Here is a 17792-nt window from a genome sequence, read left to right as displayed (position 1 = left end):
CGTGCGTCGAACGGGAAGGATGGCGCGCCCGAAGAGATTCGAACTCCTGACCCTCAGATTCGTAGTCTGATGCTCTATCCAGCTGAGCTACGGGCGCTTTATCCATCGTCTGTCCCGGCGTCGGCGGCAGGCCGTCGGCGTCGAGGCGCGCAACATACTCAGAAGCCCCCTGCCCCGCAAGCGCTTTTTTCACGAATTTTCGCCCCGCCAGCAAGCCCCCTGCGGCAGCCCCTGCGACCGCGGGGCCCGGACGGCCGAATCGCCCCGGATTGCCGGGCGGCGGCGGCTGGGTTATACAGTCCACTTGCTGTTTTTGGAGAGTCAGTACCGTGGCCGAAGCCCCCTTCAACAAGCATTTCCCGGTGTCCTGGGAAGAGCTCCACCGCAATGCCAAGGCGCTGGCCTGGCGCCTGATCGACCGCGGCCCGTGGAAGGGCATCATCGCGATCACGCGCGGCGGCATGGTTCCCGCGGCGATCATCGCGCGCGAGCTTGAGATCCGCATGATCGACACCGTCTGCGTCTCCAGCTACGACCACCAGCAACAGCGCAACGCGACGATCCTGAAGGGCGTCGAAGGCGCCAAGGCCGGCGACGGCGAGGGCTGGCTGATCATCGACGACCTGGTGGACACCGGCAAGACGGCGGAGATCGTGCGCAAGATGCTGCCGAAGGCGCATTTCGCCACCGTCTACGCCAAGCCGGCCGGCCGGCCGCTGGTCGACACCTTCATCACCGAAGTCAGCCAGGACACCTGGATCCACTTCCCCTGGGACATCGAGCTGCAATTCTCGCAGCCGATCGCCAAGCAGCGGAACGGCTGACCGGCCCCCTGGACCGGCCCCCGACCGGGGCGCGCCCTTCCCGTCCGGTCCCATCCGGCCGGGGAAGGCGCGCCCGGTTCATTACATAAAAATTTACAGTTTGCGTCCTAAATGACGCGCGGCGGAGCGCCTGCGCCCGCCGACGCCTTCAACATCGCGTGGCGGCCCGCGCATGAGCGACGATTTGACCGGCGACCTCCGCCCGGACGAGCTGCACCCAGACGAACTGCGCCAGGACGAGTTGCGCCAGAAGATCGACGCCCTGGTGACGCGGCTGCCGGCCAGCCTCGTCTACAGCCTGCTGAGCGAGATCGAAGGCATGGACAGCGAGCCGACCGACCGGGTCCAGCTCGTCCGCCAATATGTCATCGAGTATCTGAACCGCCAGCGCACCAACCGCGCCCGCCGCCTGTTCACCAACCTGTTCGAAGCCTTCCTGATCGACGACGACGTGCTGTACCACTCCGGCGTCTCGGTTCCCGGCATGCTGCAACGGGTCGATGTCGGCGCCCTGTGGGAGGCGCTGAGCCGCGACGCCTTCCCCCTGCTGGCGGTCGAGGCACAGGAAACGCTGGACGAGATGGCGCGCGGCGACGTGATCGACCGCATCCTGCGCTCCCCCGTCGCCATGGTGATGAAGGAGCGGATGCGCGTCGCGTCGGTGAAGCATCTCGACGCCGTGCTGGCGAACAAGAAGGCGGTGGACGAGCTGCTGGCCGGCATGTCGCGCAACCGGCCGCGCCGCACCCGCCTGATGTCGGGCTTCCTGGAAAAGACGCCGCACATCGACCTCGCCACGCTGCGGCTGATGCATCTGATCCTGACCAACGCCGAGGGGCCGGTGAAGCCGGTTGCCGACCGGCTGGAGGATTTCCCCGCCAGTTGCAGCGGCGAGACGGAGGCGAACCGGCTGGCCGACCTGCTGCTGGACGCCACCGAATCGCTGCGCGACCGCTGCGGCGACGATCTGGCGGCCATGCTGCCGCTGTCGGTGCTGTCGGTGAAGCGCAACTATCCGGTGGCGGCGCTCTATATCCGGCAGAGCGGCGTCGATCCCGGCCGCGGCGACGCCATGACCGCGGCGCTGACCGGCCATTTCATCGGCGTCACCCGCGCGCTGACCGCGGCGCTGAGCGTCGTCCTGAAGCTGAACGAGCGGGTCCCCGGCTCCGCCATCCGGCCCAGCGCCAAGGAAAAGGCGCGGCTGGAGGCGCTGGTGCAGCGGCTGGACCAGCTGGTCCACGCCGCGACCTCGGCCGGGCTGATGGAGGATCGGCGCAGCGAGCCGGCCTTCCGCAACGCCTGGACCCAGGCGGCGAAGATCATCGGCAGCCGCGTCGCCGCGGTGGCGATGGAACGCTCCGCCCAGGCCGCCGCCGCCCGGCGCCAGCCGGTGATCGACCATGCCGACATCGTCTGGCTCGACCGGCTGCTGTGGCGCTGGCAGGCGATGTCGCGCGACTTCGGCTTCGAGACCTACGATCTGGTGAAGTGGCGCGAAACCCTGCTGGAGGAGCTGCGCGCCAACGTCGAGAAGGCGATGAAGTTCGAGGAAACCGACCCGCTCGACGAGCGGATGGAGCATCTCCTGCGCATCAACGCCATCGCCGGCGTGTTCGGCCAGCGGGTCAGCGCCTGGATTCCCACCTTCAGCCACAACATGACCCGCCTGCTGTCGCACCGTCTGGAGCGCGGCGGCGCGCTTGGCGACGACGAGCAGGCGATCATCGACGACCTCGTCGCCACGGCGCGCACCGAGGTGGGCAAGTCGCGCTATTGGAAGAGCAACGAGCTGATGGACCTGATCGAACTGTCGGAGCGGACGCGGCAGGCGGGGTGAGGGGTCATATCAGCCCGGCTCACATCACTCCCGAAGACCGGTGCCGCGGGTCGAGCCAGTCGCGCAAGCCGTCGCCCAGCATCGTCAGCCCCATGACACTCAGCGCAATCGCGACGCCGGGAAACACCGCCTGCAACGGGGCGGTGAACAGGTGGGTCTGGGCATCGCCCAGCATCTTGCCCCAGCTGGGACTGGGCGGCTGGATGCCGAGGCCGAGATAGCTCAGCGCCGCCTCGTTGACGATGGCGACGGCGAACAGGACGGTGGCCTGGACCACGACGATGCCGGCGATGTTGGGCAGCACATGCACCAGCGTCACCGACAGCGGTCCCCGCCCCAGCGCCAGCGCCGCCCCGACGAAGGGCCGCCGCCACACCGCCAGCGCGGCGCCGCGGGTGACGCGGGCCAGCACCGCGGCGTTGAACAGCGCCAGCGCCACGACGACGTTGACCGCCCCGGCGCCCAGGGCGGCGGTCAGCAGGATCGCCGTCAGCACGGCGGGAAAGGCGAAGACCAGATCGCCCAGCCGCGCCACAACCTCGTCCCCCCAACGTCCCAGCGCGGCGGCCAACAGCCCCAGCGGCACCCCGGCCAGCAGCCCCAGCCCGACCGCGGCGGCGCCGACGGCCAGCGAGTTGCGGGCGCCGACCATGATCATCGACAGCACGTCGCGCCCGAAATGGTCGGTGCCGAGCCAATGGGCGGCGGTGGGCGGCTTCAGCCGGGCGACCACCCGCACCTGCTCCGCCGGGTAGGGCGTCCACAGCAGCGACAGAAGCGCGATGGCGACCAGCAGCAGGGTCAGCCCGGCGCCGAGATGGAGGGAGAGCGGAAGGCGGCGCCTCATGACGCCCCCCCTTTCGGGCGCGGGTCGGCCAGCGCGCAGGCGATGTCGACCAGGGCGTTCACCAGCACGACGAACAGCGCCAGCAGCACGACCACCCCCTGCACCACGATCAGGTCGCGCTGGCCGATGGCCTGATAGAGCAGCCGGCCCAGCCCCGGCAGGGTGAAGACATTCTCCACCACCACGGCACCGGCCACCAGGAAGGAAATCTGCAATCCCAGCACCGTCGCCACCGGGATCAGGGCGTTGGGCAGGGCATGGCGCAGCAGGACGGCCATGCGGCCCACCCCCTTGGCGCGGGCGGTGCGGATATGGTCCTCGCCCAGCGTGTCGAGCACGGCGGTGCGGGTGACGCGGGCGAGGATGGCGGCCTCCGGCACCGCCAGCGCCAATGCCGGCAGCAGCAGGGCGTGCAGCGCCGGGCCGACGCCGCCGCTCCAGCCGGGAAAGCCGCCGGCCGGAAACCAGTGCAGGGTCAGCGAGAACAGCAGGATCAACAGGATGGCGATCCAGAAGCTGGGCATCGACACGCCGAGCTGCGCGAAGCCCAGCACCGCCCAGTCGCTCCCCCTGCCCCGCCGCGCCGCCGCCAGCAGCCCGAGCGGCAGGGCCAGCATTGTGCTGAGGACCAGCGACAGCAGCGACAGCGGCAGGGTGACCGCCAGCCGCTCCGCCACCAGATCGGCCACCGGGCGGGCATAGGTCAGGCTGACGCCGAGGTCGCCGCGCGCCAGCCCGCCGGCCCAGTGCAGGTAGCGGGTAAGGATGGGCTGGTCGAGCCCCATCTGGCTGCGCAGCGCGGCCAGCGTGTCGGGCTGGGCATTGACGCCCAGCATCAGCAGCGCCGGGTCGCCGGGAACCAGTTGCAGCACCGTGAAGACCACGATGCTGGCCAGCCAGACGGTGACGATCAGGCTGGCCAGCCGTCGCAGCAGGAACGCAAGCACGCGGGTCTATCCTTACCTTGGCCTTACTTGCCTTGCGTTATTTCCAGGACACGCCGGTGACGTCGTTGGCCTGGACCGGGCGGTTCACCCACATGCCGGTCAGGCCGGCCTTCTGCACCGTCACCGACGGCAGCATGAAGAGGAAGCCGTTGACCGCATCCTCCGCCAGGACCTTCTGCTGCTCGCCGTAGAGGGCGTTGCGCCGGCCCGGGTCCTGGGTGCGATTCAGCTCGTCGTTCAGGGCGTTGAAACGCTCGCTCTTGTAATTGAAGTAGTAGTCGGGCCGGGCGTAGATGTCGATGTCCAGCGGCTCGGTGTGGGCGATCATGGTCAGGTCGTAATCCTTGCCCTTGAACGTCTTTTCCAGCCAGGCCGCCCACTCCACCGGCTCGATCTTCGCCCGGATGCCGACTTCGGCCAGCATGGCGGCGACCAGCTCGCCGCCGCGGCGCGCATAGGGCGGCGGCGGCAGGCGCAGCGTGGTGTCGAAGCCGTTCGGATAGCCCGCCTCGGCCAGCAGCGCCTTCGCCTTGGCCGGGTCGTAGGGATACATCCCGGTCAAATCGACATAGCCTTCGCGGTGCGGCGGGAAATGGCTGCCGATGGCGACGCCGTTGCCATAGAGCACGCCCTCGATCAGCGTCTGGCGGTCGATGGCATGGGCCATGGCGCGGCGGACGCGGACATCGTCGAAGGGCTTGCGGGCGTTGTTGGTCGACAGCAGCGTCTCGCCCTCCGTCGAGCCGACCATGACCGTGAAGGCCGGGTCGTTGCGGAATTCCGGCAGGGCTTCATAGGTGCTGAACAGGGTGAAGGCGTCGATGTCGCCGGCCTTCAGCGCCGCCACCTGGGCGGCCGGGTCGCTGATGAAGCGGAAGGTGACGCGGTCGATCTTCGGCTTCGCCCCGTCATAGTCGGGGTTGCGCACCAGCACGACGCGGTCGCCGGCGACCCAGCGGTCGAACTTGAAGGGGCCGGTGCCGACGGGCTTCTGCTTGTTGGTCGCCGCCGATTCCGGGGCGACGATGGCGGCGTCGCCGCTCGCCATGTGGAACAGGAACAGGCCGTCGGGGCGCGACAGGGTGACGACCGCCGTCTGCGGGTCCGGCGTCTCCACCTTGGCGATGGGGGCGAAATAGGCCTTCTGCGCGTTGACCGACTCGGCGGCGCGGGCACGGTCGAGCGTGAACTTCACGTCGGCGGAATCGGCGGTCGTGCCGTCGTGGAACTTGGCGTTGGGACGCAGGGTGAAGCGGTAGGTCAGCCCGTCTTCCGACACGCTCCAGCGCTCCGCCAGTCCGGGCACCAGCTTGCCGTCGGCATCGACGCGCAGCAGCGGCTCGAACAGGTTGGCGTAGGTGACCTCCTTGATCGCCCCGGCCGCACCGGCGGTCGGGTCCAGATGCGGCGGCTCCAGCGCCATGCCGACGACGAGGTCGGTGCGCGGCTGGGCCAGCGCCGCCTGCGATGCGGCGGCCAGCGCCATCATGGCGGCGAAAGCGGCAAGGGTGACGCGCTGCTTGGCGGTCGGCATGGTTGGCAAACTCCCCCGTCTCGTCGTTACCGACGTTGTCTTTGCCGCGATGATGCGGTGCGGCGAGGGAGAGCGCAAGGGAAGCCGCCAGCCGTTTTCATTGTCTCTTCCGCTATTCCACCCACCAGCTTTCAATCATCGGGCCATAGAGCGGGGTGATGGCGGGGCGGTGCAGGGTCGCCCAGCGGGCGATGCGGTCGACCGGGCTGTGATAGAGCGGAACCATGTAATGCCCCCACAGCAGAACCCGGTCGAGCGCCCGCACCCGGCCGACCAGGGATTCCCTCGTGGTGGCGGCGGCGATGGAACGGGCCAGCGCATCGACCACCGGGTCGCGGATGCCGGCAAGGTTGCGGCTACCCTCCTGCCCGGCCGCATCGGATCCGTAATAATAGAGCTGCTCGTTGCCCGGCGACAGGCTGGACGCCCACCAGCGCATGGTCATGTCGAACTCGAAACGCTCCAGCCGGGCCTGGAACTGGGCGCTGTCCACCGTACGGACGCGGGCCGCGATCCCCAGCGGCTCCAGCGAGCGGGCGAATTCCAGCGCCACCCGCTCCTCCGACGGATCGGACAGGAGGATTTCGAAAGCGAAAGGATTTCCCGCATCGTCGGTCAGCCGGCCGTCGCGCACCCGCCAGCCGGCCAGCTCCAGCAACCGCAGCGCCTCGCGCCGGTTGGCGCGCAGGCCGCCCGGCCCGTTGCCACTACCTTTGCCGCTGGCGTTGCCGCTACCGTTGCCGGCTTCCGGCAGGGTGACGGGCTTGGTGAAGAGATCGGGCGGCAGGCGGTCGCGGAAGGGCGCCAGCGCCTGCAACTCCTCCCCCTCCGGCAGGCCCCGGGCGGCAAGCTCGGAATTGGGATAGTAGCTGGCGGTGCGGGTCAGCAGGCCGTGGAACAGGCTGCGGCCGATCCAGTCGAAATCCGGCGCCATCCCCAGCGCCCGGCGGACCCGGACATCGGCGAACAGGGGACGGCGGGTGTTGAAGATCAGGCCGCGCGCCGGTTCGGGGCGGTGGTTGGGCAGTTCCTCCCGGACGATGCGGCCGTCACGCAGGGCGGGACCGTCGTAGCCGGTGGCCCATTTGGCCGGATCGCTTTCGTAACGAACGTCTCCCTGCCCGGCCTTGAAGGCTTCCAGCGCCACCGAATCGTCGCGGTAATAGTCGAACTCCAGCCGGTCGGCGTTGAACTGCCCGACCCGCACCGGCCGGTCGCGGCCCCAATAATCGCGCACCCGCTCATAGACGATGCGGCGGCCGGGATCGACCGACGCGACGCGGTAGGGGCCGCTGCCCAGGATCGGCTCCAAGGTCGTGCGGCTGAAATCGCGCCCCGCCCAGAAGGCCTTGGAATGGATCGGCATCAGCCCCATCAGCAAGGGCATCTCGCGGTCGATGGTTCCGTCGGGGTTGGCGGCGAAGGCGAAGCGGACGGTCTGGGGGTCGGGCGCCTCGGCCGCCGTGACCTTGGCGTAGAACAGGCGGCGGTTGGGGGTGCCGTCCCGCCGTTGCGCCTCCAGCGAGAACAGCACGTCGGCGGCGGTCAGCGGCGTGCCGTCCTGCCAGCGCGCCTTCGGGTCGATGTGGAAGGTGACGGCGGAGCGATCGTCCTCCACCTCGACCCGGTCGGCCAGCAGCCCGTAGAGCGAGAAGGGCTCGTCCCACGAGCGCGTCAGCAGCGTCTCGAAGACGTAGCCCATGCCCAGCGCCGGCACGCCCTTGACGATGTGCGGGTGCAGGCTGTCGAAGCTGCCGGTCACCGCCTGCCGGATGGTCCCGCCCTTGGGTGCGGCCGGGTTGACGTAGGGAAGGGCGGTGAAGTCCGCCGGCAAGGCCAGATCGCCATGCATGGCGATGCCGTGACTGGGCTGGCCGGCCAGACCCGGATAGGGCGACAGCAGGGCCAGAAGGGTGAAAAAAAGAAGGATCGGACGGGGCATGACCGGCAGGGTTGCCGCTTTGCCGCACCTGCGCAAGAGCCCGCGCAAGTTCCTTGGACTCAGGGTGCGTTCCGCCTAAACTCCCGCCCCGCGTGGCGCCGGACCGGGCATCGGCGCCAAAACAAGAACGTGCCCTGAATACGCCAGTCGAAGGAACGCGATACATGGATCTGAGCAAGCTCGCCGCGGGCAAGAACGTGCCCTGGGACGTCAACGTCGTCATCGAGATTCCGATCGGCGGCCAGCCGGTGAAGTACGAGGTCGACAAGGACTCGGGCGCAGTGTTCGTCGACCGCTTCCTGCACACCGCGATGTTCTATCCCTGCAACTACGGCTTCATCCCGCACACCCTGTCGGGTGACGGCGACCCGGTCGACGTCTGCGTCGTCGGCCAGCACGGCGTCGTCCCGGGCGCGGTCCTGCGCTCGCGTCCCATCGGCGTCCTGTACATGGAGGACGAGGCCGGCGAGGACGAGAAGCTGCTGGCCGTTCCGGTCGACAAGCTGCACCCGTTCTACACCGACGTGAAGAACTACACCGACCTGCCGGCCATCGTGACCGAGCAGATCGCCCACTTCTTCGAGCACTACAAGGATCTCGAGAAGAACAAGTGGGTGAAGGTCCGCGGCTGGGGCAACGCCGAAGAGGCCGCCAAGAAGATCGAGGAAGGCCTCGCCCGCGCCCTGGAAGCCAACAAGGGCAACCCGGGCCCGGTGGTCTGAGGGTTGATGGTTTGAACCTTGCGGCCTCAGCCTTGTCGGCTTGAGGTCGCAAGGTCGGGTATGCGTCTCCCCGTCTCCGGCATAGCCGCCGGCTGAGCGGGGAGATGCCCCAGCCCTTCGAGGGTCCGGCGCACCGCGAGGTCCAGGGGCGTGTGCGGTTCCCCGCCCAGGAAGGCCAGCAGGCGCCGGTTGTCCAGCCGCACCGGACGTTGCCAGAGATAGCGCATCTCGCCGAGTTCGCGGAACAGCGGCACCGCCACGCCGGCCAGCCGCAGCAGCCACCAGGGCATGCGCCGCACCGGCAGATCCGGCTTGCCAAGGGCATGCGCGATGGCCGCGACCATCCGGCTTCCATCGGCATCCCAATGGCCGTCCATGTGAAACATCGCGTCGTCGCCCAGCTCCGCCTCGCGGTCGAGCAGGCGCATCGCCGTTTCCGCCACGTCGGGCAGATAGGCCCACTGATGGCCGACCCCCGGCCGGCCGGGCTGGTTGATGCGGGTCGGCGGCTTGCCGGGCGTCAGCAGGCCCTGGCTGAACCAGCTGTTGGCGGCCCTGGGTCCGAAGAAGTCGCCGCAGCGTAGGATCAACAGCCGCGCACCCTGTTCCACCGCAAGATGAAGACGGCGCTCCATCTCCACCCGGATGGCGCCCTTGCGGGTCAGCGGGGCCTGCGCCGCGGTTTCCGGGATCAGCGGGAAGACGTCGGGACCGTAATTGTAGACGGTGCCGGGCAGCAGGATGCGGGCATTGTTGGCGACGGCGGCGGCGATGCTGTTGTCGACCATGGGTAGAACCAACCGATCCCAATCCTTGTAGCCGGGCGGGTTCACCGCATGGACGATCAGCGCCGCCCCCTCGGCCGCCGCCCTCACGTCGGCGGCGTTCATCGCGTCACCGACCACCCATTCGATGCCGTCCGGCTGTGGCTGCCCTTGTTTGGCCGGCTTGCGGCGCAACCCGCGCACGGTCCAGCCGCGCGCCGCCAGTGCCCGCGCCAGTTCGCCGCCGATCCCGCCGGTCGCCCCCAAGACCAGAGCGGTCCTGCCTTTACCGGTCATCTGTCCTGCCATCGCTGCCTCCATCGCCTTCCGCTTGGTGATGGAGAAGGATGGACCTGGGGGCGGGCTGAACGGAATTGTCGAACTGCGGCTAACCGCTATACTGAAATCGATGAGCCATCCGCCGCCCAATTGGGACCTTTACCGCAGTTTCCTGGCCGTGATCCGCGAGGGGTCGCTGTCGGCGGCGGCGCGCGCCCTGGGGTTGACACAACCGACGCTGGCCCGCCATGTCGCGGCGCTGGAGGAGGCGGTCGGCGGCCCGCTGTTCGTGCGCTCGCCACGCGGGCTGGACCCCACCGACGCGGCGCTGGCGCTGAAACCGCAGGCGGAGGCGCTGGACGCGGCGGCGGCCAGTCTGTGGCGCACCGCATCGGGCTATGGCGGGAAAGGCAGTGGGACGACGGGTGGCGGGGCGGAGGTGCGCGGCACGGTGCGGGTCACCGCCAGCGAGGTGGTGGGCGCCCGCATCCTGCCGGCGATCCTGGCAGACCTGCGCGACCGCCATCCAGCATTGGAGATCGAACTGGTGCTGTCGAACGCCGTCGACGACCTGTTGCAACGCAACGCCGATGTGGCTGTGCGGATGGTGGAGCCCGACCAGCAGGCATTGCTGGTGAAGCGGATCGGCGTCATCGCGCTCGGCATGTACGCCCACCGCGACTATCTCGACCGCCACGGCAGTCCGCAGTGTCTGGAGGATCTCGGCCGCCACAGCCTGATCGGCTTCGACCGCGAGACTCCCGACATCCGTTCCATGATGCGGCGGACGCCGGGCCTCGTCCTGCCCCGCTTCGCCCTGCGGTCCGACAGCCATCTGGCCCAGCTGTCGGCCATCGAGGCCGGGTTCGGCATCGGCATCTGCCAAGTCCCGCTGGCGCGGCGCAATCCCGAACTGGTCAGGCTGCTGGCCGACGCCTTCGACATGCCGATGGGCATGTGGGTCGCCATGCACGAGGATCTGCGCTCCACCCCCCGCTGCCGCGCCGTCTTCGACGGGCTGGCGGCGGGTCTACGGGATCATGTGTCGACGGATCATGCCGGGTAGCGTCAACCGGCCCAGCCCATCCGGCGTTCGACGCCGTCGGCGGCCTCCTTCAGGATTTCGGCACTGCGGCGGAGCGCCGTCTCCTCCTCCGCCGACAGGTTGGGCAGAACGGTGTCCACCACGCCGCCGGCACCGATGACGCGCGGCAGCGACAGCACGATCTGCGGCACGCCGCAGACGTTGTCGGTCAGCATGGCGCAGGTCGCCACCATCCGTTCGTCGGCGCCGATGGCCGCGACCAGCCGGGCCAGCCCGCCGCCGATGCCGAAGGCGGTGTGGCCCTTGCCGTTGATGATCCGGTAGGCGGCGCGGCGCACGCCCTCGTCGATGGCGGCGCGGTCGTCCGCCGTCAGGCTGCGGCGGAGCTGGGCGGCCGCCTGCTCGACGGGCAGGCCGGCGACGGTGGCGCTCGACCACAGCAGAACCTCCGAGTCGCCATGCTCGCCCACCACATGGGCGTGGACGGAGCGCGGCGTCACCGCCAGCTGTTCGGCCAGCAGGGCGCGGAAGCGCGCGGTGTCCAGCACGGTGCCGGAGCCGATGACCCGGTTGCGCGGCAGGCCGCTGATGCGGGTGGCGATCTGCGTCATCACGTCCACCGGGTTGCTGGCGACCAGCAGCACGGCGTCGGGGGCCGCCTTCAGCACCTCCGGGATGATGGCGCCGAACACCTTGGCGTTGCGTTCCAGCAGCTCCAGCCGGGTTTCGCCCGGCTTCTGGGCGACGCCGGCCGACAGCACGACCACCCCCGCCCCCTCCAGCGCGGCGTAGGAGCCGGCGCGGACGGTGACGGCATGGGTGAAGGGCACGGCATGGGCGATGTCCTGCGCCTGGGCCTGGGCCAGCGCCTCGTTCATGTCGACCAGCACGACCTCGCTGGCCGCTCCGGTGGTCACCATGGCGAAGGCGGCGGTGCTGCCGACGAACCCCGCCCCGACGATTCCGACCTTCATGAACAGGCTCCCTTGCGCAAGTTGGCGTACGGACGATCGACAGCTTGGGGGGTGTCGGCGCCCCTCCGCAAGGCGCAACACGACAACTCCCCCTTGTTTTCACTCCTTTCCCGTTTTCAATAGGCGCGACGAAACGCCCCCTTGCCCAATGGTCATACCAGCCCGTAATGTTGCGCCGCAGCAAATGGCGGGGATGAAAGTCCGGGCCCACGCTGTTCGTCATCAAAACCGTCGGCATCCCGTGGCAGACTGGGGGCCGGCGCCTTATCCCAGCCCCGGATCCGGTCATGACCGTTCGCAACCTCGACAAGCTGTTCAAGCCCGCCTCCATCGCCCTGATCGGCGCCAGCCGCAAGCCCGGCACGGTGGGGGCGGTGGTGGCCCGCAACCTGTTCCAGGCCGGCTTCGACGGGCCGGTGATGCCGGTCAACCCGACAGAGCGCGCGGTGGAAGGGGTGCTGACCTACAAGACGGTGGACAGCCTGCCGATCACCCCGGACCTGGGCGTCATCTGCACCGCCCCGGACACGGTGGCGGCGACCATCGACGCGCTGGGCAAGCGCGGGACCAAGGCCGCCATCGTCATGACCAAGGGCATGTCGGCCGACCAGACCCAGGCGATGCTGGACACCGCCAAACCCTATCTGATGCGGGTGCTGGGCCCGAACAGCCTGGGCGCCATGGTGCCCGGCCGCGGCATGAACTCCAGCTTCGCGCCGGTGGCGCCGCGCAAGGGCGACGTGGCGCTGGTGGCGCAGAGTTCCATGGTGCTGACCTCGGTCGCCGACTGGGCGACCTCGCGCGGGATCGGCTTCTCGCATCTGGTGTCGCTGGGCGACCGCGGCGACGTCGATTTCGGCGACCTGCTGGACTATCTGGCCTCCGACGTCACCGTGCGCGCCATCCTGCTCTATATCGAGAGCATCACCCAGGCCCGCAAATTCATGTCGGCCGCCCGCTCCGCCTCGCGCCAGAAGCCGGTGATCGTCATCAAGGCCGGCCGGTCGGACGAGGCGCAGGAGGCCGCGGCCAGCCACACCGGCGCCCTGGCGGTGTCGGACGCCGTCTATGACGCGGTGTTCCGCCGGGCCGGCGTGCTGCGGGTCAACGATCTGGCCGAGCTGTTCGACGCCGCCGGCACGCTGGGCACCGGGGTGCCGATCACCGGCGACCGGCTGGCGATCCTGACCAACGGCGGCGGCATGGGGGTGATGGCCACCGACAAGCTGATCCAGGCCGGCGGCCGGCTCGCCGCCATGGCGGATGAGACGCAGGAGGCGCTGGCCAAGGCGCTGGGTCCGCAGCCGGGTGGGGGGCAGCCGGGCGGCACCCCCTTCCGCAACCCGCTGCGCATCGGCGCCGACGCCACGCCCAAGCGCTATGCCGAGGCGCTGAACGCGCTGATGCAGGACACCGGCAACGACGCCGTGCTGGTCCTGCACTGCCCGTCCGCCCTGACCGACAGCGAGGCCATCGCCCAGGCGGTGGCGGAGACGGTGCAGGCCAACAAGGCGCGCCGCCATCCGGTGCTGACCAGCTGGATCGGCGACCAGTCGGCGGTGGAGGCGCGCAAGCTGTTCGCCGAGGCCCGCATCCCGACCTACAGCGGCCCGTCCGACGCGGTGCGCGCCTTCATGCATCTGGTGCGCTACCGCCGCAGCCAGCAGCTGCTGATGGAGACCCCGCCGTCGGTGGCGGAGGATTTCCAGCCCGACGAGATCACCGTGAAGAAGGTGATCTCCCGCGCCATGGCCGAGAAGCGCGAGTGGCTGAGCGAGTATGAGGCCAAGCGCGTGCTGGCCGCCTACGGCATCCCGGTGGTCGACACCCGCGTCGCCCAGACGCCGGAGGAGGCAGCCGCCGCCGCCCGCGTCATCGGCGGGCCGATCGCGCTGAAGATCCTGTCGCACGACATCACCCACAAGTCGGACGTCGGCGGCGTCGCTCTCGGCCTGACCAGCCCGGAGGACGTGAAGGCCGAGGCCGAGGCGATGCTGGCCCGCGTCGCCGAGCTGGCGCCGGAGGCGAAGATCGAGGGCTTCACCGTGCAGGAGATGGCGGTCCGCCCCGACGCCTACGAGCTGATCGTCGGCATGACCGAGAACGAGATGTTCGGCCCGGTCCTGCTGTTCGGCGAGGGCGGTATCGGCGTCGAGGTGGTGGAGGATTACGCGCTGGCCCTGCCGCCGCTGAACATGAAGCTGGCGGCCGAACAGATGAGCCGCACCCGCATCCACCGCCAGCTCCAGGGCTACCGCTCACGCGCGGCGGTCGATCTGGACGCGGTGGCGCTGACGCTGAACAAGGTCAGCCAGCTGGTCGTCGATTTCCCCGAGATCGCGGAGATGGACATCAACCCGCTGCTGGCCGACGCCGACGGCGTGACGGCGCTGGACGCCCGCATCAAGGTCGGCGTGCCGGCCCTGGCCGGGGCGGCGAGGCTGGCGATCCGCCCCTATCCCAAGTCGCTGGAAGACCGCATCACCATCAAGGACGGCCGCCAGTTCTTCGTCCGCCCGATCCTGCCGGAGGACGAGCCGCTGGTGCACCATCTGGTGGAGAACCAGACGGCGGAAGACCTGCGCCTGCGCTTCTTCGCCCCGCTGAAACGGCTGTCGCACCAGGCGGCGGCGCGGCTGACCCAGATCGACTACGACCGCGAGATGGGGCTGATCGCCGTCGGTCCCGACCCGCAGACCGGCGACACCATCATGTATGGCGTGGTGCGCATCACCGCCGACCCCGACAACCGCCGCGCCGAATATGCGGTGATGGTGCGGTCCGACATGAAGGGCCAGGGTCTGGGCTACATCATGATGAACAAGATCCTCGATTACGCCCGCTCGCGCGGCATCAAGGAGGTCTATGGCGAGGTTCTGCGCGAGAACACCAACATGCTGAACATGTGCCGCGCGCTGGGGTTCGTCCGCAAGGAGAACCTGGACGAGCCCGGCGTGGTGGAGGTCCGCATCGAACTGGGCGGCGGGCTGGCGGCGTAGAGGTTTCTATACCGCCGGTTGACTACAGGCACGGATGGGGCAATATCAGGCTTGGCGGGCAGGGGCTGCTATCCCCTGCCCGCCGGCCCGATCCTTACCGGTAGAGGTCAAGCAGCCGCTTGACGATCTCCAGCAGGAGGATCAGGAGCTTGAGGATATGCAACATCCTCTTCACTCCTCGTAAGCGGCGGGGATGGCGGCCGGTCCGCCATCCCGTCCGCGCCGCCACTGTGGCGCACGCATAGGTATTGCGGAAGCGCTTTCACTCGCAAAATCAGGAATTCCGGTGACTGCGACCTGCCGTCGCGGGCTTCGCTTTTACGCCGGCCCCAGCACGACCTTCACGTCGGCGGGCTGGCCGAAGAAGGGGGCCGAGGTGATCAGCAGGCGGCAGCCGGCCGCGGCATAGGCGGCGGCGTTCGCCTCGGTCACCCCGCCGGCCGGAGCCACCACCGGCGGCGGCGTCAGGTGCCTTGTCGCCTCGATCACCGCGCGGGCGGCGGCGGGCGGCAGCTTTTCCAGCTGGATCACGTCGGCGCCGGCCTGGGCGAAGGCCACGGCCTCCTCCATCGACCCGACCTCCACCACGATCTTCTTTTCCGGGGCCTTGCGGCGCAGCGCGGCGATCCAGGCCTCCGGAGAGTCGCTCAGGAAGGCGCGGTGTTCGGGGAAGACCAGCAGCGTTTCCGACAGGCCCAGCCGGTGCATCACTGCCCCGCCCGCCTGCACCGCCTTGACGCTGAGATCCTTGGCACCGGGGAAGTTCTTGCGGGTGCAGGCGACGGTCACGCCGGGAGCCGCCTCGACGATGCGGCGGGCCCGGGTGGCGATGCCGGAGGCGTATTCGACCAGGGTCTGCGCCACCTTCCAGGCATGGTGCAGCGCCCCGGCCGGGCCGTCCGCCTCGAGGAAGAGCGCTCCGGCCTCGACGGCGGTGCCGCTGGGCTCGACGCGCAGGACCCGGCCGCCGGCCCTCTCCACCAGACGCGCCGCCTCCTCCGTCCCCGCCAGCACCATGGCGCCGCGGGCGGCGAAGCTCATGCGGGCATGACGGGCGGCGATGCCGAGCGAGCCGGTGGTCAGGTCGCCGTAGGGAACATCCTGCGCCAGAAGCGCGTCGAGGGCGGCGTCGGGCAGGATGGTCGTCATCGGCGGGATTTCCCTGTTGAAGGTGGGTTTACAGCCAGCCGCGCCGGCGGAAATACCAGAGCGGGACCACCGCCGACAGCACCATCAGCAGGATGGCCATCGGGTAGCCAAACTCCCAGTCCAGTTCCGGCATGTGCTTGAAGTTCATGCCATAGGCCGACGCGATCAGCGTCGGCGGCATCAGCGCCACCGAGACGACCGAGAAGATCTTGATGATGGCGTTCTGTTCGATGTTGATCAGGCCCAGCGTGGCGTCGAGCAGGAAGTTCGCCTCGTGCGCCAGGAAGCCGGCGTGCTCGGTCAGGGACCGCAAGTCGCGCGTCATCGTCTTCAGCGCGGTCTTCTGGTCCTTGTTCAGCCGCCCGCCGCTGACCGAGGTCATGAACACCACCAGCCGGTCGAGGCCGGCCAGGCTGTCGCGCACCTTGTGGGTCAGGTCGCCGGCCCGGCCGATGCCGCGCAGCACGTCCTGCAGCTCGTCCGGCTTCTTGGCCGCCTTGCCGAAGCCGCCACCGTCCAGCGAATCGTCGAAGACGCGGGCCGACAGCTCGTCGATGCGGCCGCCGACCAGCTCCAGCACGTCGGCGACCCGGTCGATCACCGCGTCCAGCAGGCCGAACAGCGCGCTCTCTCCCGTCGCCAGCAGTTCCGGCTGGCGGACGCAGCGGGCGGCGAAGGTGATGACCGGCAGCGGTTCGGTGTAGCGCAGCGTGATCAGGTGGCGCGGGGTCAGCACGAAGGTCAGCTCGCCCTGCTCGGGATGCGGCGAGGTCGCGCGCGAGATGATGGGAGAGGTCATGTAGATCCCCTCCCCCTCGACATAGAGCTGGCTGGAGGCCTCGATCTCCTTCATCTCCTCGCGCGTCGGCAGGTCGCAGCCGGTCAGCGCGCCGACATGGGCGCGCTCCGCTTCGGTCGGACGCAGAAGGTCGATCCAGACGGCGCCGCCCGGCAAAGGCTCGCCGAGGTCCAGCGGCTGGCGCACCACCCGCCCGTCTTCGGCACGGGCATGGACGGTGATCAAAGGGCAGCCTCTTCCGGCACCGGCGCGCCGGCGGCGCGGCAGGCCGCGGCCAGCGTGTTCAGCATCAGGCAGGCGATGGTCATCGGGCCGACGCCGCCGGGGACCGGCGTGATGGCGCCGGCGACCGTCACCGCCTCGTCGAAAGCGACGTCGCCGACCAGACGGGTCTTGCCCGGTTCCGCCGCCGGAACGCGGTTGATGCCGACGTCGATCACGGTGGCGCCCGGCTTGATCCAGTCGCCGCGCACCATCTCCGGCCGGCCGACCGCCGCCACCAGGATGTCGGCGCGGCGGCATTCGCCGGCCAGATCGGCCGTGCGGGAATGGGCCAGCGTCACCGTGCAGTCGGCCTGCAGCAGCAGCTGGGCCATCGGCTTGCCGACGATGTTGGAGCGGCCGAGCACCAGCGCCCGCTTGCCCTTCAGGTCGCGGCCCAGCGTGTCGCGGATCAGCAGCAGGCTGCCCAGCGGCGTGCAGGGCACGATGGCGCCCGGCTGGCCGGTGGCGAGCAGGCCGGCATTGACGACGTGGAAGCCGTCGGCGTCCTTTTCCGGGACGATGCGGGCCAGCACCTTCTGGGTGTCGATGTGTTTGGGCAGCGGCAGCTGGACCAGGATGCCGTGCACAGCGGGGTCGGCGTTCAGCCGGTCGATCAGCGCCAGCAGGTCGGCTTCGGCCATGTCGGCCGGCTCGTGATGGTCGAAGCTGTTCATGCCCAGCTCGACCAGCGCCCGCTCCTTGGAACGGACATAGACCTGGCTGGCCGCATCCTCGCCCACCAGCACGACGGCCAGACCGGGGGTGACGCCGTGGCTGGCCTTCAACGCCGCCACGCCATCCGCCACCCGCGCACGCAGGCCGGCCGCAAAGGCCTTGCCGTCGATGATCTTCGCGTCCGCCAT

Annotated in this window: 14 protein-coding genes and 1 tRNA gene; 5 read left to right on the top strand and 10 right to left on the bottom strand. The window is 69.5% G+C overall.

Annotated features, from left to right (window positions below; translation table 11 throughout):
* Window positions 1–20: 20 nt before the first annotated feature.
* Window positions 21–97, bottom strand: a tRNA-Arg gene (locus ACWPN8_RS02900).
* A 232-nt stretch (window positions 98–329) separates the two neighbouring features.
* Between ACWPN8_RS02900 and gpt the strand changes: the two genes are divergently transcribed.
* Both gpt and ACWPN8_RS02890 read left to right on the top strand, forming a co-directional pair.
* A complete protein-coding gene (gpt, locus tag ACWPN8_RS02895) occupies window positions 330–824 on the top strand; it encodes a xanthine phosphoribosyltransferase (RefSeq protein ID WP_012975236.1) in 495 nt (164 codons plus the stop codon).
* A gap of 172 nt (window positions 825–996) precedes the next feature.
* Window positions 997–2664, top strand: coding sequence for a hypothetical protein (locus ACWPN8_RS02890; RefSeq protein ID WP_109095878.1), 1668 nt, complete (start codon window positions 997–999; stop codon window positions 2662–2664).
* Between the two features lie 19 nt (window positions 2665–2683).
* Here ACWPN8_RS02890 and ACWPN8_RS02885 read toward each other — a convergent pair whose 3' ends face one another.
* From ACWPN8_RS02885 to ACWPN8_RS02870, 4 genes are all read right to left on the bottom strand, one after another.
* The gene (locus ACWPN8_RS02885) at window positions 2684–3511 is read right to left on the bottom strand and encodes an ABC transporter permease (protein ID WP_492239855.1); all 828 of its coding nucleotides are present in this window, start codon (window positions 3509–3511) and stop codon (window positions 2684–2686) included.
* Window positions 3508–4458 (bottom strand): ABC transporter permease, encoded by a 951-nt coding sequence (locus tag ACWPN8_RS02880; RefSeq protein ID WP_492239854.1) that lies wholly within the window; start codon window positions 4456–4458, stop codon window positions 3508–3510. Before ACWPN8_RS02880 ends, ACWPN8_RS02885 begins: the two co-directional genes overlap by 4 nt.
* A 37-nt stretch (window positions 4459–4495) precedes the next feature.
* A complete protein-coding gene (locus ACWPN8_RS02875; protein WP_492239853.1) occupies window positions 4496–5992 on the bottom strand; it encodes an ABC transporter substrate-binding protein in 1497 nt (498 codons plus the stop codon).
* A gap of 112 nt (window positions 5993–6104) precedes the next feature.
* The gene (locus tag ACWPN8_RS02870; RefSeq protein ID WP_492239852.1) at window positions 6105–7934 is read right to left on the bottom strand and encodes an extracellular solute-binding protein; all 1830 of its coding nucleotides are present in this window, start codon (window positions 7932–7934) and stop codon (window positions 6105–6107) included.
* Between the two features lie 164 nt (window positions 7935–8098).
* Here ACWPN8_RS02870 and ppa point away from each other — a divergent pair, with 164 nt between their 5' ends.
* The gene (ppa, locus tag ACWPN8_RS02865) at window positions 8099–8656 is read left to right on the top strand and encodes an inorganic diphosphatase (RefSeq protein WP_012975242.1); all 558 of its coding nucleotides are present in this window, start codon (window positions 8099–8101) and stop codon (window positions 8654–8656) included.
* Window positions 8657–8682: 26 nt separating this feature from the next.
* On the opposite strand, the gene ACWPN8_RS02860 is transcribed toward ppa, so the two are convergent.
* Window positions 8683–9729 (bottom strand): NAD(P)H-binding protein, encoded by a 1047-nt coding sequence (locus ACWPN8_RS02860; RefSeq protein WP_492239851.1) that lies wholly within the window; start codon window positions 9727–9729, stop codon window positions 8683–8685.
* A 100-nt stretch (window positions 9730–9829) separates the two neighbouring features.
* On the opposite strand from ACWPN8_RS02860, the gene ACWPN8_RS02855 reads away from it, so the two are divergent.
* A complete protein-coding gene (locus ACWPN8_RS02855) occupies window positions 9830–10765 on the top strand; it encodes a LysR family transcriptional regulator (RefSeq protein ID WP_492239850.1) in 936 nt (311 codons plus the stop codon).
* Between the two features lie 2 nt (window positions 10766–10767).
* Here the strand turns inward: ACWPN8_RS02855 and ACWPN8_RS02850 are convergent, their stop codons facing one another.
* Complete coding sequence (locus tag ACWPN8_RS02850; RefSeq protein WP_492239849.1) at window positions 10768–11718, bottom strand: L-lactate dehydrogenase; 951 nt, start codon at window positions 11716–11718, stop codon at window positions 10768–10770.
* A gap of 287 nt (window positions 11719–12005) precedes the next feature.
* Between ACWPN8_RS02850 and ACWPN8_RS02845 the strand changes: the two genes are divergently transcribed.
* The gene (locus ACWPN8_RS02845; RefSeq protein WP_492239848.1) at window positions 12006–14717 is read left to right on the top strand and encodes a bifunctional acetate--CoA ligase family protein/GNAT family N-acetyltransferase; all 2712 of its coding nucleotides are present in this window, start codon (window positions 12006–12008) and stop codon (window positions 14715–14717) included.
* Window positions 14718–15035: 318 nt separating this feature from the next.
* Here the strand turns inward: ACWPN8_RS02845 and modD are convergent, their stop codons facing one another.
* From modD to folD, 3 genes are read right to left on the bottom strand one after another with little or no spacing between them, the layout of a single operon-like run.
* A complete protein-coding gene (gene modD / locus ACWPN8_RS02840) occupies window positions 15036–15866 on the bottom strand; it encodes a ModD protein (RefSeq protein ID WP_492239847.1) in 831 nt (276 codons plus the stop codon).
* Window positions 15867–15894: 28 nt separating this feature from the next.
* Window positions 15895–16890, bottom strand: coding sequence for a magnesium transporter CorA family protein (locus tag ACWPN8_RS02835; RefSeq protein ID WP_109095887.1), 996 nt, complete (start codon window positions 16888–16890; stop codon window positions 15895–15897).
* Complete coding sequence (gene folD, locus ACWPN8_RS02830) at window positions 16887–17792, bottom strand: bifunctional methylenetetrahydrofolate dehydrogenase/methenyltetrahydrofolate cyclohydrolase FolD (RefSeq protein WP_376958039.1); 906 nt, start codon at window positions 17790–17792, stop codon at window positions 16887–16889. Before folD ends, ACWPN8_RS02835 begins: the two co-directional genes overlap by 4 nt.

The organism is Azospirillum sp. UENF 112521, assembly GCF_058780665.1.
This window is presented reverse-complemented; position numbering and strand designations above follow the sequence as displayed.